Genomic DNA, 14,592 nt, shown 5'->3' on the forward strand with positions numbered 1-14,592 from the left:
TGCTCTCGGTGGTCGGGGTCAGCGCGACGCCGGGGCCCCGGCACCACCGGGTCTCAGCTCAACGCCGGGACGACCTCTCGCTCGAACAGCTCGAGACCCGAGGTGTCTGTCGCGATCTCCGGGAAGTAGAAGATGCCGTAGTCCATACCCAGGTCCCGCAGCGCGGTGAGCTTGTCGACGATCTGCCCCGGCGTCCCGACGCCGGGCAGGCCCCGGTAAGCCCCCAGCTGACGATCCGCCTCGTCCGCGCCCACGTGACGGGCCATGCGGTCGCGCAGTGACGCCAGCCGGTCGGCGACCTCCTTCTCCGTCTCGCCGATGGCCACGTTGTAGTTGGCCGTCATGGTGATCGCCGACGGGTCGCGGCCCAGGTCCGCGCAGTGCCCTCGCAGGACCTCCGCCTTGTGGGCGAAACCGTCGGGGGTGCCGTCAAAGTTCGTGTAGTCGGCGTACCGGGCGGCGATCCGCAGGGTCTTGCGCTCTCCCCCGCCCGCGACCCAGACGGGGATGCCGCCCGGCTGCAGCGGCCGCGGCTGCACGATCGCCCCGTCCACGCGGTAGTGCTCGCCCTCCAGCGAGACGACGCCCTGCGCCCACGCCTCACGCATGATGCGCACGCCCTCGTCGAGCATCCCCAGACGGTCAACGGCGGACGGGAAGCCGTATCCGTACGCGCGCCACTCGTGTTCGTACCACCCCGCGCCGATCCCCATCTCGACCCGGCCACCGGAGATGTGGTCGACCGTCGCGGCGATCTTCGCGAGCAGCGCCGGGTTGCGGTACCCGAGACACGTGCACATCTGGCCGAGCCGCACCCGCGAGGTCACCGCGCCGAGCGCCGACATCAGGCTCCACGCCTCGTGGGTCGCCTCGGACGAGGTCAGGGGCGAGGTGTGCATATGGTCGTAGACCCAGACCGACTCCCACGGGCCGGCGTCGGCTCGGGCGGCGAGATCGGAGATCACGGGCCAGTGGCGGTCGGCCGGCACGTCGACCAGATCGAGGCGCCAGCCCTGGGGCAGGAAGAGACCGAATCGCATGGCACGAGCGTAGCGCCGCGCCGGCCGTCCCCGGCGGGATCGAGCCGGCAGGTCCCGACCCACCCGGCGTCCGGCCCACGTCAGACGCTGGAGTCCTCGTCGTCGTCGGGCGGATCCAGCTCCCCCGCCTCCAGCGTGAAGCCGGACGGCCGTGCGCCGTCGGGCGCGGAGCCCAACAGCGCCACCCGCACCGTGGACTCGTCGGCGCCCGGCTGCGGCTCCCCGATGCGCGCGTCGGCCGGCACCTCGACCCCGGCGTCGACGACCGCGGTCTCCACCCGCGCCCCGGAACGCACCACGGCGCCGGGCAGGATCACACTGTCGCGGACCCGGGCGCCCTCCTCGACGACGACTCCGGAACCGATGACCGAATGCTCCACGACGCCGCACACGACCGCGCCGTGACCCACCAGCGACGTCGTCAGCCGGGCGTCCGGGCCCGTCCTGGCCGGTCCGCTGAACGTCGAGGCGGTCCGCAACGTCCAGCCCGGGACGTCGAGCTCGTACGCGGGAGGCTCGCCGAGCAGATCCATGTGCCCCGCCCAGTACGACTCGACGGTGCCCACGTCGCGCCAGTACTCGTCGTGGCGCCACTCCCGGGCCCGCCCGGCCCCGACCATCGCCGGAAGGACGTTGTCGCCGATGTCGCCCATGTCGGCGCCGTCCCCGTCATCGCCGTCGGCGGCGGCGTCCGCGTGCGCCTTCTCGAGGTAGCGGATCAGGGCGGCGGTGTCGAAGGCGAAGATCTCCGCGCAGATGAGGTCGGTGGCCGGGTCGTCGGGCTTGTACGCGTAGTCGGTGATCGTGCCGTCGTCGGCCACGCGAACCACCCCGTAGCGCCCGGCGTCCCCGGGATCGACCCGGGTGGTGACCATGGTGACCTCCGCGGAGGACTCCAGGTGGTCGCGGACCAGACGGTCGTAGTCGAGGCGGTACACCGCGTCGGCGCTGACCACGACGGTCACCTCGGGAGCCGCTTCGCGCAGCGGTCCGACCTGCTTCCACAGAGCGTCGGCCGTCCCCGAGTGGAACCCGTCGCGGCCGGTGCCCTGCGACGGGTGCAGCACGAGCAGTCCCCCCTCCAGACGATCGAGATCCCACGGACGGCCGCTGCGCAGGTGAGAACCCAGTGACACCGGGTGGAACTGTTGGACCACCCAGACATCTCTCAGGCCCGAGTTGGCCGCGTTGCTCAACGGGAAGTCGATGAGCTGGTATCCGCCCCCGTAGGGCACGGCCGGCTTGGCCCTGTCCCGGGTGAGAGCGCGGAGGCGGGATCCCGCGCCACCAGCGAGGACGATCGTGACCACGGACAGCGGCGCCATGCGGGGACTCCTTTCCGGGCGGGGGCGGGATCCCCGCCACCTCTGAGAACGACACTGTAGCCGGGGCGGTCTGACGCACCTACTGGTCGCCGGGAGACCCGTGCCGGGCTCAGGCCGTCGACATCGCCACGCCGCGCGCGTCCGGGGCTTCTTCTCCGTCGAAGTACAGAGCCACATGACGTCCGGCGACCTCGGCGACCTGCATCTCCATGTCGTAGACCGCCTTGAGGACGTCTGTCCGCATGATCTCGGCCGGGGTACCGTGGGAGACGATCCGGCCGTCCTTCATGGCGATGATCCGGTCGGAGTACGCGGCGGCGATGTTGATGTCGTGGATGACGAGCACGATGGTCTTCGCCCGCTCCGCCGCGGTGCGACGCAGCAGTCGCATGATCGCGGTGGCGTGCCGGAGATCGAGGTTGTTGAGCGGCTCGTCCAGCAGGACGTAGTCCGTGTCCTGCGCCAGCACCATCGCGATGTGGGCGCGCTGACGCTGGCCGCCCGACAGTTCGTCGAGATACCTGTCGGCGAGGTCCTCGAGTTCCATCGCCCCCAGTGCGTAGTCGATGTGTTCGGCGTCGTCCGGACCGGGGCGGCCGCCGTTGTGGGGGAATCGTCCGAACCCCACGAGTTCACGCACCGTGAGCCGGATGGAGACGGCGTTCTCCTGACGGAGCACGGCGAGGCGGCGAGCCAACTCACGTCCCCCGTTGACAGACACGTCGACCCCGTCGACGAGCACTGTTCCGGAATCCGCTGGCTGGAGGCGGCTCATGACACCGAGAAGAGTCGACTTGCCCGCACCGTTGGGACCGATGAGCGACGTGACGCCGCCCTGCGCGAAACACGCCGTGACGTCGTGGAGAACCGGGGTGTCACCGTAGGAGGAGCACACCGACCGCGCCTCGATGCCGCACCCGGCCGCCCACCGGGCGTCACCGGATCGGTCGCCGCGGCGTCGGAACGGGAGAAGGGACATGTCGTGCCTCGCTTTCAGCGTGCGCGGTTGGTCAGGAGCAGGAACAGGAACAGGAGACCACCGGCGAACTCGATGACGATGCTCAGCGCGGACTCGACGCCGAGAGCGCCGAGGGCCATCTCGCCGCCCGCCAGGGCGATCACACCCAGCAGAGAGGCCACCGGCAGGGTGTACCGGTGCAGTGTGGTGCCGAGTAGCGCGTACGCCGCGTTGGCGACGATGAGCCCGAAGAACATCACGGGACCGATCAGGGCGGTGGACGCCGAGACGAGGAAGGAGACCACCACGAGGACCACGATCGTGACCCGTCGGTGGTTCACGCCGAGCGCGACGGCGGGGTCGCGCCCCAGAAGCATCACGTCGAGCCGGCGACCGAGGACCGCCACGACGATGACGCCCGCCACCACGATGGCCCCGCAGGCCGCGAGCACGTCGAGTTGAACCCCGCGGAAGCTCGCGAACATCGCGTCCTGGACCTGAAGGTAGGCCGCCGGGTCCAGCAGACGCTGGAAGAACGTGGACGCCGAGCGGAAGAAGACCCCGAACACCACGCCCACCAGAAGCAGGAGGTGGATGTCGGTCTTGCGGCCCCCGAGAAGCCACAGGTACAACGACGTCGACGCGACCACCATGATCGCGGTCTGGCCGAGGAACCCCGCCAGACCACCGCTCGTCAGTCCCCCGATCACCGCCGCGTCGCGCGGGATCATGAAGAACACAAGCATCGTCTGGATGAGCAGGTAGAGCGAGTCGAATCCCATCAGTGCCGGCGTGAGGATCCGGTTGCCGGTGACGGTCTGGAAGAGCACCGTCGAGACCCCGACCGCGACCGAGACCAGGACGATCGCCACGGCGTGACGCGATAGGCGGTCGAGAGAGTAGGTCCACGCCTTGGAGCCGACGGTGCCCGGTAGGCCGGAGAGCACGAGGGCCACGAGGGCCACGACGGCCAGTGCGGCGCACACGAGCGTCACGATCCACCGTCGCCGGTGGTCGGCCTCGGCCCGGGTCCGTCCCCGGGACAGACTGTTCGGCGGCGCGACGAGGATGGCGTTCTCAGGCATTGCGCACCCCCCGCAGCATCATGGCGAGGAACACGGCGCCGCCGAGGATCCCGACTATCGTGCCCACGGGTACCTCGCCGGCGCCGGGGGCACCACCGGCGAACAACCCGGGGAGCGACCTACCCACCATGTCGCAGACCAGGACCGTGACCGCACCGAGAAGCGCGACGAGCGGCAGGCCACGGCGGGCGTCGTCGCCCACCAGGCGGGAGACCACGTTGGGCACGACGAGCCCGAGCAGCGGAAGTGCGCCGACGGTGACCACCACGACCGCCGCGACCGCGGCCACGATGGCCATCCCGGCGCCGACCACGGTCTTGTGGTCGAGTCCGAGGCCGGTCGAAACGTCCTCGCCCAGACCCGCGACAGTGAATCGGTCCGCGGCGACGTAGGCGAGGACGCCGAGCACTCCCACCAGCCACAGCAATTCGTACCGCCCCGCCAGGACCGCGGAGAAGTCGGCGAGCATCCACGAGTTGAGCATCTGGAGCAGATCGCGGGACAGGGCCAGGAAAGCCGCGACGGCACCGATCACGGACCCGAGCATGATGCCGATGAGTGGGACAACGAACGAATCCGACACCGGTACCCGCCGGATGCAGGCGAGGAAGAGGGCGGTCCCGGCGAGGGCGAACACCATGGCCACGAGCATCTTGGCAACGATCGGTGCACCCGGCGCGATGATCGCCACCACCACCAGGCCGAGCCCGGCGGACTCGACGGTTCCGGCGGTCGACGGCTCGACGAACCGGTTTCGGGTGAGCAGTTGCATGAGCAGACCCGCGATCGCCAGCGACGCCCCCGCGAGGGCGGCAGCAGCGGTACGCGGGAGGCGGGCCTCGACGAGGTACACACGGTGCGCTTCGGTGAGTCCACCCGTGAGGGCGTCCCACACGGTGATGTCCGCTGCGCCGACGAACACGCTCGCCACGAGCGAGATCACGAGCGCGGCGACGCCGAGCGCCGGCCACAGCGAGTAACGCTGCGGTCGGCGCTCGGCCAGGGTCGTCGTCATCTGCGGTGGCTGCCTACCGTCAGGAGACGGCGGAGTCGATCTCGTCGATCATCGACTCGAGGACGCCGAGCCCGCCCCCGACGAGGTACCAGTTCTGGCCGTCCAGGAAGTGGACGTTGTCGTTGACCGCAGCCGAGGTCCGGTTGAAGAGCGGGTTGTCGAGCAGGGCCGCGGCGGCCTCACCCTCGGCACCGATCGCCGCGTCCCGATCGATGACGAAGACGTGGTCGGGATTCAGCTCGGCGATCTGCTCCCAGCTGAGCGGGGCACCGTGGCTGCCCTCCGCCTCGAGTTCACCTGCAGGCGACATCCCGAGCTCGTTGAAGATCAGATCGAAGCGCGAGCCCGGTCCGTACCCGGTCACCTTGCCGCCGGACGTCATCAGGACGAGGGCCGTGCCCGCCCCCTCCGCCTTGGCCCGGGTCTCGGCCACCATCTCGTCGATCTCGGCGAGCTCATCGACAGCCTTGTCCTCGGCTCCGAACAGCGCCGCGATCTCCTCGACCTTGGCGCGGTTCGACGCGATCGTGTCGGATGTGTCCGGATCTCCGGCGATCACCTGGTCGGAGATCTTCGCGAACTCCGGCTCCATCTCCCGGGTGCGGTTACCGAACAGGATCAGGTCGGGTCCCAGTTCGGCGATGACGTCCATCTTCGGCTCCTTGAGGCTGCCGATGTCCGTGTACTCGTCTCCCGCGTACACGTCCAACGCCGCCGGGAAGACTCCGGTCTTCACCAGACCGATGACCCGATCCTCCAGGTCGAGCGCATCCAGGGTGTCGGCCGCCGCGTGACTCGTGAGCACCACCCGGGTCGGTCCCTCCCCCTCGGCGCCGGCGGACTGTGCGTCCGAGCTGCCGCACGCAGTGAGCGCGCCACCGGTCAACGCGATCGCTGCCGTTGCGGCGGCGATCTTGGGGAATCGCTTCATGTCACTCCAGGGATAGTTCGGAAGGTTAGCCTCACCTTAACCGCACGAATCATCGATAGGCAAGTTGAAAGTATGGCTTGCCTCACTTAACACGCACCACGCCTCTTCCTCGAACCCTGCGACCGTGGTGCGTCCCGCCCGGCGGCATCGAGGAGACCGGATGCGGGAAGGCCCCGGATTCAGGACAATCAGAGTCATGACCGAACGACAGTACGACCAGGACACCGACGGTGACTACGACGAGAACACGCTCGACGGTAGCGAGGGTCTCGACGCCGACGTCATCACCACGGACAACGAGGACCTGACCGTCGACCCGCCGGAGACGTGGAAGCCGATCGAGGAGAACCACGACCTCGACGACAAGCTCGCGGCCGAGCGTCCGGACGTCGACAGCCCGGAGCCGGAGGACGAGGGGGTCTCGCCAGAGCCCCGCGACGAGATCGACGAGCTCGACCCGGACGGCGAGACCCGGGTCCTCGGCGAGGCCTGACCGAAGCGACCGACCGCGGGGGTGTCGCCGTGAGCGTCCCGGATATCGCGGCGGCGATGCGCGCCCAGGACCGCCGTCGCTTCCTCCCGCCGGAGGTCGTCGGAGACCACGCCCTCGACGCTCCGCTGCCGATCGGGTACGGGCAGACCAACTCGCAACCGTCCACCGTGGCGGACATGCTGACCCTCCTCGAGCCGTTCCCCGGTATGCGGGCGCTCGACGTGGGGTCCGGTAGCGGATGGACTTCCGCGATCCTCGGCGAGCTCGGCGGGCCGGACTCGGAGGTCCGCGCCGTCGAACTCGTCCCGGAGCTGGTGGAAAGTTCCCGCGAGGCGATCGACCAACCGTGGGTCCATGTCCACCACGCCGAACCGGGGGCACTCGGCCTCCCCGGGCACGCGCCGTTCGACCGCATCCTCGTCTCCGCGATGGCCGACGACCTCCCCCGCGAGCTCGTCGGCCAGCTCGGCGAGAACGGGATCATGGTCGCGCCGTGGGCGAACCGGATGCACCGGGTGCGGCGATCGGGCGCCGACCTCGAGATCAGCGAGCACGGCGGTTACCGGTTCGTGCCCTTGATCCACACCCGATTCCGACCAGCATGATCCGGCAACTATCCTGGGACGCAGATCATCCACCTGCACACCCAGGAGCCGTCGATGGCCGACTTCCTCTACGAGGACCTTCTTCCCGTCGGGGAGGACACCACCGAGTACCGCCTTCTCACCACCGAGGGCGTCTCGACAGTGCAGGGCCCCGACGGCATGACGTTCCTCAAGGTGGACCCCGAGGCCATCCGCCTGCTCACCGAGACGGCGATGCACGATATCTCCCACTACCTCCGTAGTGACCATCTCGCGCAGGTCGCCAAGATCCTCGACGACCCCGAGGCCAGTGACAACGACAAGTTCGTCGCGCTGGACCTGCTGAAGAACGCCAACATCGCCGCCGGCGGCGTGCTGCCCATGTGCCAGGACACCGGCACGGCCATCGTCAAGGGTGAACGCGGCCAGCATGTGCTGACCCCCGGCCCGGACGAGGAGGCGGTCGCCCGCGGCGTCTACGACGCGTTCACCCGGCTCAACCTGCGCTACTCGCAGAACGCGCCCCTCACCATGTGGGACGAGAAGAACACCGGTTCCAACCTGCCCGCGCAGATCGAGATCGGCGCCAACACCACGCCCGGATCCGGATGCGCTTACAAGTTCCTCTTCATGGCCAAGGGCGGCGGGTCGGCCAACAAGTCGTTCCTGTACCAGGAGACCAAGGCGATCCTGAACCCCGAGCGGATGATGCAGTTCATCGAGGAGAAGATCCGCTCCCTCGGCACCGCCGCGTGCCCGCCATATCACCTCGCGATCGTCGTGGGCGGCACGTCGGCGGAGTTCGCGCTCAAGACCGCCAAGCTGGCCTCCGCGCACTACCTCGACGAGCTGCCCCGCGAGGGCGCGATGACCGGTCGTGGATTCCGCGACACGGATCTCGAGGAGAAGGTCTTCGAGCTCACCCAGCAGATCGGCATCGGCGCACAGTTCGGCGGCAAGTACTTCTGCCACGACGTGCGCGTGGTCCGGCTGCCCCGACACGGGGCCTCGCTGCCCGTCGCGATCGCCGTGTCCTGCTCCGCCGACCGTCAGGCCAAGGCCAAGATCACCCCGGAGGGCGTGTTCCTCGAGCAGCTCGAGTTCAACCCGGGGCAGTACCTGCCGGCCACCACCGACGCGGAGCTCGACGCCGCGACCGACGGCGTGTCCGGCACGGGCAAGGGCGCGGCGGTGAGGATCGATCTCAACCGGCCGATGCCGGAGATCCTGGCCGAGCTGAGCAAGCACCCGGTCAAGACGCGGCTCTCGCTGACCGGTCCGCTGGTCGTGGCGCGCGACATCGCGCACTCCAAGATCAAGGAGCGCCTGGACGCGGGCGAGGAGATGCCGCAGTACCTCAAGGACCACCCCGTGTATTACGCGGGTCCGGCCAAGACGCCGGAGGGCATGCCGTCGGGGTCCTTCGGCCCCACGACGGCCGGACGGATGGACTCCTACGTCGAGCAGTTCCAGGCCGCCGGCGGCTCGATGGTCATGCTGGCCAAGGGCAACCGCTCCAAGCAGGTCACCGACGCGTGCGCGACGTACGGCGGCTTCTACCTGGGCTCGATCGGCGGCCCGGCCGCTCGCCTGGCGCAGGACTGCATCAAGCACGTCGAGATCATCGAGTACGAGGAACTCGGCATGGAGGCGGTGTGGAAGATCGAGGTCGAGGACTTCCCCGCGTTCATCGTGGTCGACGACAAGGGCGAGGACTTCTTCGCCCACACCGGTGAGGTCACGCTGACGATCGGCAAGCGCCCCGGGCTCTGATCCGTCCTCCCGGCCGTCGTCCGCGCAGCTCAGTCCCCGCGGGCGGCGGCCTCGAGAGTGGCGACGTCGAGCTTGACCATGCTCATCATCGCGGTGAACGCGCGTCGCGCCGCCTCGGGGTCGTCGCCGCGGGCCAGGTCGTAGAGCATGTGCGGGGTGACCTGCCAACGGACCCCGTATCGGTCGATGAGCCAGCCGCACTGGACCTCCCGACCGCCGCCGGCGAGGAGTCGGTTCCAGTAGTGGTCCAGTTCCTTCTGGGTGTCGCACCGGATCTCGAGGGATACCGCGTCCGTGTACTCCGGAGGCGTGAGAACTCGGCGGCCTCCTGCGCTTCGGTGGCGAACCACAGGCAGGTGCTCATCTGGGCCATCGTGTTCCCCTCCGCGGTGCCGGAGACGCGGGGCCCCGGCGGTGCCCTTCAGTGTGCGCCGGTGCGCCTCAGCCGGGAAAGCCGTTCGGCGTTGCGGTTTCGGCCACGGTCCCACTACGGCACGGGCGACTAGGATCGGCGCCATGGACAGGATCACGCGTATCCTCGCCCCTCTGGCCCTGGCCGCGGTCACCGGCGCCACCCTGGTGGCCTGCTCGTCCGCCGACGGCCCCACCGGTGGGGACTCCGCCGCGCCGGCGTCACCGACCGCGGTGACGACGGCGGAGACGGCGACGACGACGAGCTCCACCCCCGTACCCGGGTCCGCGGGCTCCCCGGTCGACATCCCGGCGGCGGTGGCACAGCGCTGGGAGGAACTCGGTGGCGAGCAGGGCATGCTCGGCCGGGTGACGGGGCCCGCTACGGAGGTGGAGGGTGGTTCGGTCGTCGATTTCGAACGGGGTGCGATCGTCCTGACTCCCCGGGGCCGCCCATTCGTCGTCCAGGGCGAGATCCTCGCCGCCTACCGCGAGGCGGGCGGCCCGGCGGGCGATCTCGGCTTCCCCACGGCGGACGAGGCGACCACGGACGGCGGCTGGATCTCCACGTTCGAGGGAGGCGTCATCACCTACCTCGACGGGGTCGCGGAGGTCGAGACCGACTGACCCGGGCGGGCCCGGCGCTCACGGCGCCGATATCGTCCAGTCGTGACGTCCGCCCCCTCCCCGACACCTCCCCCGACCGCCGGCGGCGTCCCGGCCACGATGCTCGTCGCGCTGGCGTTCACCGGGGCGATCGGCCCCTTCGCCACCGACACCTACCTGCCGGCGCTGCCGCTGATCGTCGACGAGTTCGGGGTCACCGCCTCGACCGCGCAACTCACACTCACGGCGTTCATGGTGTCGCTGGCGCTGGGCCAGCTGGTGATCGGCCCGATCTCGGACCGGACGGGCCGCCGGACCCTCCTCCTGGCGGGCGCGATCGGCACCGCACTCGCGGCCGTCGTCTGCGCACTCGCCCCCGCGATCTGGGTGCTGCTGGCCGGGAGGGTGGCCCAGGGCTTCTTCGGCGCCGCCGGCGTCGTGCTGGCCAAGGCCGTGATCGTCGACGTGGGCCGGGGCGACGGGGTGGCCAAGGCGTTCGCGACGCTCATGGCCATCCAGTCCGTCGCCCCGGTGATCGCCCCGCTCGTCGGCGGCGCGGTGGTGCCCTTCGGCGGCTGGCGGGGCGTGTTCTGGTTGCTCGCCGCACTGGCCGCCGTCACGGCCGTCGGCGTGGCCGTGGCCGTGCCCGAGTCGTTGCCGGCCGCGGACCGTCGCGCCGGCGGCGTGCGCGCGGCCCTCTCCGGCATGCGGGCCGTGGCCACGCACGGGCCGTTCGCCGCCCGTGTGTCGGTGTTCGTGTTCACCTTCGGCGTCCTGTTCGCCTACATCTCGGCCAGCCCGTTCATCTACCAGGACATGGTGGGCCTGTCGCCCACCGCCTACGCGATCGCCTTCACCGTCAACGCACTGGGCATCCTCGTGTCGAACCTCGCGGGCGCGCGGCTGGTGGGCAGGTTCGCACCGGAGAAGCTCATGGGCACCGGGGTGGTGGGCATGGTCGTGGCGATCGTGTTCCTCGTCGTCGTCGTCACCCTCTCCCCCGCCGGCACCCTCTCGCTGGCGCCGGTCACGGTCGGGTTCATCGTGCTCACTCTGTCGATCGGCACGGTCCTGCCCAACGCGGTGGCCCTGGCCATGCAGGCCACCGGCGGCAACTCCGGCGCCGGGTCGGCACTGCTCGGCGCCGCCCAGTTCAGCCTGGCCGCGGTGGTCTCGCCACTGACCGGGCTCGCCGGACCGCACTCGGCCGTCCCCATGCTCGCGGTGATGGGCACATGCGCGACGATCGCCGTGGTGGCCGCGTGGGCGATTCTCAGCCGGCCAGGGCGCGCCACGTGAGCGCCGCCGCCAGCGCGCCGACGGCGTTGAACGCCCAGTGCAGGCCGATCGGTGCGAGCAGGCTCCGGCTGCGGCGGCGGATCCAGATGAATCCCGCGCCCGCCACGGACGTCGCGGTCACCGCCAGGCCTATCCCGGCCAGCTGACCGACCGGCCCCGTTCCCAGGACCTCGGCCAGCCCGGCGTTGCCGGCCGTCAGGCCCAACGACGACGTGACGTGCCACAGACCGAACGCCAGTGAGCCGATCACGAAGACCCCGGTGGTGCCGAAGGTGCGCTCGAGGGCACCCTGCAGGACGCCCCGGAACGCGAACTCCTCCGGCAGGACGGTCATCAGCGGGATGAGCACGAGCGCCGAGAACACCGCCATCCGCAGGTCCGAGTAGCGCTCGGAGAGGAAGAACGGGCTGGTCGCCGGGATGAGGCACCCGGCCGTCACCACCACTGCCACCGCCACGGTCGCGGCGAGGCCGTACGCCAGTCCGCGCGGCATGTGGCGCACGGACAGGCCCAATTCGGCCCAGTGCATGCCGCGGGCCTTGACCACCACGACCATCATGAGCACGGCCAGCGGCACGATCCACTCGCGGTACGGCAGTTGCGCCAGATTCGCGGTGAGGTTGATGGCCACCAACGTCCCCAGGACCCCGACGACCCCGACCACCCCCCGGAGGCGAGAGCGGTCGAACAGGACGCGGTCGTGCGGTGACATCGTCCCGACGATACCTCGCGCCGCACGGTCGTGGGCACCGGTCACCGCGGGCACCGCTACGACGCCCGCGACCCCCACGCTGCGCTGGGTCCTCGACGCCCCGGGACTGAGCGTTACCCTGGGACGACCCGGCCTCGCGGTCGGACCCGTCCGCGGGGTCATGCCCGCCCGCCCGAAATGAGGTCTTCCATGGCCGGTGGACTCGCCGCCCTGCTCGACGACGTCGCTGTACTCGCACGCATGGCCGCCGCCAGTGCCGACGACGTCGCGGCCGCCGCGGGTCGGGCCAGCGTCAAGGCCGCGGGCGTGGTGGTCGACGACACCGCCGTCACGCCCCAGTACGTGCGCGACGTCGATCCGTCCCGCGAACTGCCCATCATCCGGAAGATCGCGCTCGGATCGCTGGGCAACAAGGCGATCATCATCGTCTTCGCGCTCCTGCTCAGCCAGTTCGTCCCGTGGCTCCTCACCCCGATCCTCATGCTCGGCGGCCTCTACCTCTGCTTCGAGGGCGCCGAGAAGGTGTGGGAGCGCGTCTCGGGTCACCACGAGGAGACCGCGCCCGTCGTGGAGAAGGGCCCCGAGGCCGAGGCGCGGATGGTGCGCAGCGCGGTGACCACCGATTTTATCCTCAGCGCCGAGATCATGGTGATCGCCCTCAACGAAGTCGCCTCCGAGTCGTTCTGGTCGCGCGCGATCATCCTCGTCGTGGTGGGCCTGGGGATCACCGCGCTCGTCTACGGCGTCGTCGCGGTGATCGTGAAGATGGACGACGTCGGGCTGCACCTCGCGGGTAAGGACTCCCCGGGGGTCCAGCGGTTCGGCCGCGGCTTGGTCAAGGCGATGCCGACCGTCCTCGAGGTGATCTCGTTCGTCGGCATGCTCGCGATGCTGTGGGTCGGCGGTCACATCCTCCTCGTGGGCCTCGACGAGCTCGGCGTGACCGCGCCGTACCACCTCGTGCACGTCCTTGCGGAGCCAGCGGCCGGCGTCGCCGGTGTGGGCGCCGTGCTCGGATGGCTGGTCGACACGGCGTGCGCCCTCGTGTTCGGACTCGCCGTGGGCGCGGTGATCGTCGCGGTCATGCACCTGATCCCGCGGCGGGGATCCGATGACGAACACGGCGATGCGGCTCGCGGCGGCGGCGATTCCGCGCACGGTGATGCGGCTCGTGCCGGCGGCGGCGACCCGAGGGCACCCGAGGAGACGGGGCGGGAGACCGATCGCTGATGCTCCTCACCGTCGGACACGGCCGACTCGACCGCGACGAACTCGCCCGCCTGCTCCGAGGCGCCGGAGTCGAGCTCCTCGTGGACATCCGGCGGTTCCCCGGTAGCCGCGCGAACGAGGCGGCGGCCAAGGGTGCCGTGCCCGAGATCGTCGGCGAGGCCGGCATCGACTACCGCTGGGAGGAGGACCTCGGCGGGCGCCGACACCTCAACGCAGAACAACGACGCCGGTCGCCCGACACCTGGTGGCGTGTGGGGGCGTTCAGGGCGTACAGCGCCTGGACCCGCGACCCCGCCTTCCGTGAGGCCCTCGCCCGAGTCGTCGCGGACGCGCGCGAGCGGCGGGTCGCGGTGATGTGCTCGGAGTCTGTGTGGTGGCGCTGCCACCGCAGGATCGTGGCGGACGTGGTGGCGACCGTCCACGAGCTGCCGGTGGGTCATCTGATGCACTCGGGCTCGATCACCGAGCACACGCCGAGCGAGGGACTGGGGCTCGACGAGGACGGCAACCCGGTCTGGGACGGCTGATCAGCAGTCGCCCCGAGCCCGGCGAGCGGCGACAGCCCGGCACGGAGATCCCCGCGGGCCCGGCCGTGGCCTAGTCTCACGGCCATGGATCCCGCATCGACGCTCGCCCCGAACCTCGCGCCCCTGGCGGCACTCCTCGGCACCTGGAAGGGCGACGGCGCGGGGACGTACCCGACGATCGATGACTTCTCGTACACGGAGGAGCTCACGTTCACGGATGTCGGGAAGCCGTTCCTCCACTACATACAGCGGACATGGGCGCCGAACGGCTCGCCCATGCACACCGAGACGGGGTACCTCCGAGCGCCCCGTGACGGCGTGGCCGAGTTCGTCCTCGCCCAGCCCACCGGGCAGGCCGAACTGTGCGAGGGCACGGTCGTCGCCGAAGCCGACACCGTGGTGGTGGAGTTCGACTCGCGCGTCGTGGGCAGTGCCACCGCCAAGGAGGTCGTCACCACCCGTCGCCGATACGAGATCGCCGGCGACCGGATGGTGACGACCTTCGCGATGGCCGCCGTGGGCGTACCCCTCACGCACCACCTGCGCTCGGAGTTGCGCCGGGTATGACCCCTGCGCCCGCACCTGCACCGGCCACCGCCGGGG

Annotated in this window: 16 protein-coding genes; 8 read left to right on the plus strand and 8 right to left on the minus strand. The window is 70.3% G+C overall.

Annotated elements, in window-relative coordinates; genetic code table 11:
* Positions 1-53: 53 nt before the first annotated feature.
* From VYL96_RS09890 to VYL96_RS09915, 6 genes are all read right to left on the minus strand, one after another.
* Positions 54-1,040: an LLM class F420-dependent oxidoreductase gene (locus tag VYL96_RS09890; RefSeq protein ID WP_131885574.1), complete on the minus strand. Its 987-nt coding sequence runs from the start codon at positions 1,038-1,040 to the stop codon at positions 54-56.
* 80 nt (positions 1,041-1,120) lie between these two features.
* Positions 1,121-2,365 (minus strand): glucose-1-phosphate adenylyltransferase family protein, encoded by a 1,245-nt coding sequence (locus tag VYL96_RS09895; RefSeq protein WP_165928457.1) that lies wholly within the window; start codon positions 2,363-2,365, stop codon positions 1,121-1,123.
* Positions 2,366-2,474: 109 nt separating this feature from the next.
* Positions 2,475-3,344, minus strand: coding sequence for an iron ABC transporter ATP-binding protein (locus tag VYL96_RS09900; RefSeq protein WP_007632524.1), 870 nt, complete (start codon positions 3,342-3,344; stop codon positions 2,475-2,477).
* 14 nt (positions 3,345-3,358) lie between these two features.
* Positions 3,359-4,408, minus strand: a complete 1,050-nt coding sequence (locus VYL96_RS09905; protein WP_007632522.1) for an iron chelate uptake ABC transporter family permease subunit — start codon at positions 4,406-4,408, stop codon at positions 3,359-3,361.
* Entirely contained in the window at positions 4,401-5,423 is a 1,023-nt protein-coding gene (locus VYL96_RS09910) for an ABC transporter permease (protein WP_007632521.1), read from the minus strand. The genes VYL96_RS09905 and VYL96_RS09910 overlap by 8 nt, the downstream gene beginning before the upstream one ends.
* Before the next feature lie 19 nt (positions 5,424-5,442).
* Positions 5,443-6,354 carry a siderophore ABC transporter substrate-binding protein gene (locus tag VYL96_RS09915; protein WP_007632520.1) on the minus strand — a complete coding sequence of 304 codons (912 nt, stop codon included), beginning with the start codon at positions 6,352-6,354 and terminating at the stop codon, positions 5,443-5,445.
* 196 nt (positions 6,355-6,550) lie between these two features.
* Here VYL96_RS09915 and VYL96_RS09920 point away from each other — a divergent pair, with 196 nt between their 5' ends.
* From VYL96_RS09920 to VYL96_RS09930, 3 genes are read left to right on the plus strand one after another with little or no spacing between them, the layout of a single operon-like run.
* Positions 6,551-6,847 carry a hypothetical protein gene (locus VYL96_RS09920; protein WP_007632519.1) on the plus strand — a complete coding sequence of 99 codons (297 nt, stop codon included), beginning with the start codon at positions 6,551-6,553 and terminating at the stop codon, positions 6,845-6,847.
* 29 nt (positions 6,848-6,876) lie between these two features.
* Positions 6,877-7,452: a protein-L-isoaspartate O-methyltransferase family protein gene (locus VYL96_RS09925; RefSeq protein ID WP_232303016.1), complete on the plus strand. Its 576-nt coding sequence runs from the start codon at positions 6,877-6,879 to the stop codon at positions 7,450-7,452.
* A gap of 54 nt (positions 7,453-7,506) precedes the next feature.
* The gene (locus VYL96_RS09930; protein WP_061227627.1) at positions 7,507-9,204 is read left to right on the plus strand and encodes a fumarate hydratase; all 1,698 of its coding nucleotides are present in this window, start codon (positions 7,507-7,509) and stop codon (positions 9,202-9,204) included.
* Positions 9,205-9,233: 29 nt separating this feature from the next.
* Here VYL96_RS09930 and VYL96_RS09935 read toward each other — a convergent pair whose 3' ends face one another.
* Positions 9,234-9,554 (minus strand): VOC family protein, encoded by a 321-nt coding sequence (locus tag VYL96_RS09935; RefSeq protein ID WP_007632512.1) that lies wholly within the window; start codon positions 9,552-9,554, stop codon positions 9,234-9,236.
* 166 nt (positions 9,555-9,720) lie between these two features.
* Here VYL96_RS09935 and VYL96_RS09940 point away from each other — a divergent pair, with 166 nt between their 5' ends.
* Both VYL96_RS09940 and VYL96_RS09945 read left to right on the plus strand, forming a co-directional pair.
* On the plus strand, positions 9,721-10,242 hold the full coding sequence (locus VYL96_RS09940; protein WP_007632510.1) for an LGFP repeat-containing protein: 522 nt from the start codon (positions 9,721-9,723) through the stop codon (positions 10,240-10,242).
* Between the two features lie 42 nt (positions 10,243-10,284).
* Positions 10,285-11,520: a multidrug effflux MFS transporter gene (locus VYL96_RS09945; RefSeq protein ID WP_232303017.1), complete on the plus strand. Its 1,236-nt coding sequence runs from the start codon at positions 10,285-10,287 to the stop codon at positions 11,518-11,520.
* Here VYL96_RS09945 and VYL96_RS09950 read toward each other — a convergent pair.
* Positions 11,495-12,232, minus strand: a complete 738-nt coding sequence (locus VYL96_RS09950) for a CPBP family intramembrane glutamic endopeptidase (RefSeq protein WP_131885570.1) — start codon at positions 12,230-12,232, stop codon at positions 11,495-11,497. The two genes, VYL96_RS09945 and VYL96_RS09950, sit on opposite strands and share 26 nt — an antisense overlap.
* 189 nt (positions 12,233-12,421) lie before the next feature.
* Between VYL96_RS09950 and VYL96_RS09955 the strand changes: the two genes are divergently transcribed.
* The 3 genes from VYL96_RS09955 (at position 12,422) to VYL96_RS09965 (ending at position 14,556) form a co-directional block, all read left to right on the plus strand.
* On the plus strand, positions 12,422-13,462 hold the full coding sequence (locus tag VYL96_RS09955; protein WP_131885568.1) for a DUF808 domain-containing protein: 1,041 nt from the start codon (positions 12,422-12,424) through the stop codon (positions 13,460-13,462).
* Positions 13,462-13,989 (plus strand): DUF488 domain-containing protein, encoded by a 528-nt coding sequence (locus VYL96_RS09960; protein ID WP_131885566.1) that lies wholly within the window; start codon positions 13,462-13,464, stop codon positions 13,987-13,989. The genes VYL96_RS09955 and VYL96_RS09960 overlap by 1 nt, the downstream gene beginning before the upstream one ends.
* Before the next feature lie 84 nt (positions 13,990-14,073).
* Positions 14,074-14,556 carry a heme-binding beta-barrel domain-containing protein gene (locus VYL96_RS09965; RefSeq protein WP_131885564.1) on the plus strand — a complete coding sequence of 161 codons (483 nt, stop codon included), beginning with the start codon at positions 14,074-14,076 and terminating at the stop codon, positions 14,554-14,556.
* Positions 14,557-14,592: the final 36 nt, after the last annotated feature.

The sequence above is a fragment of the Dietzia maris genome, assembly GCF_036287335.1.
In the GTDB taxonomy this organism is placed as follows: Bacteria; Actinomycetota; Actinomycetes; order Mycobacteriales; family Mycobacteriaceae; genus Dietzia; species Dietzia cinnamea.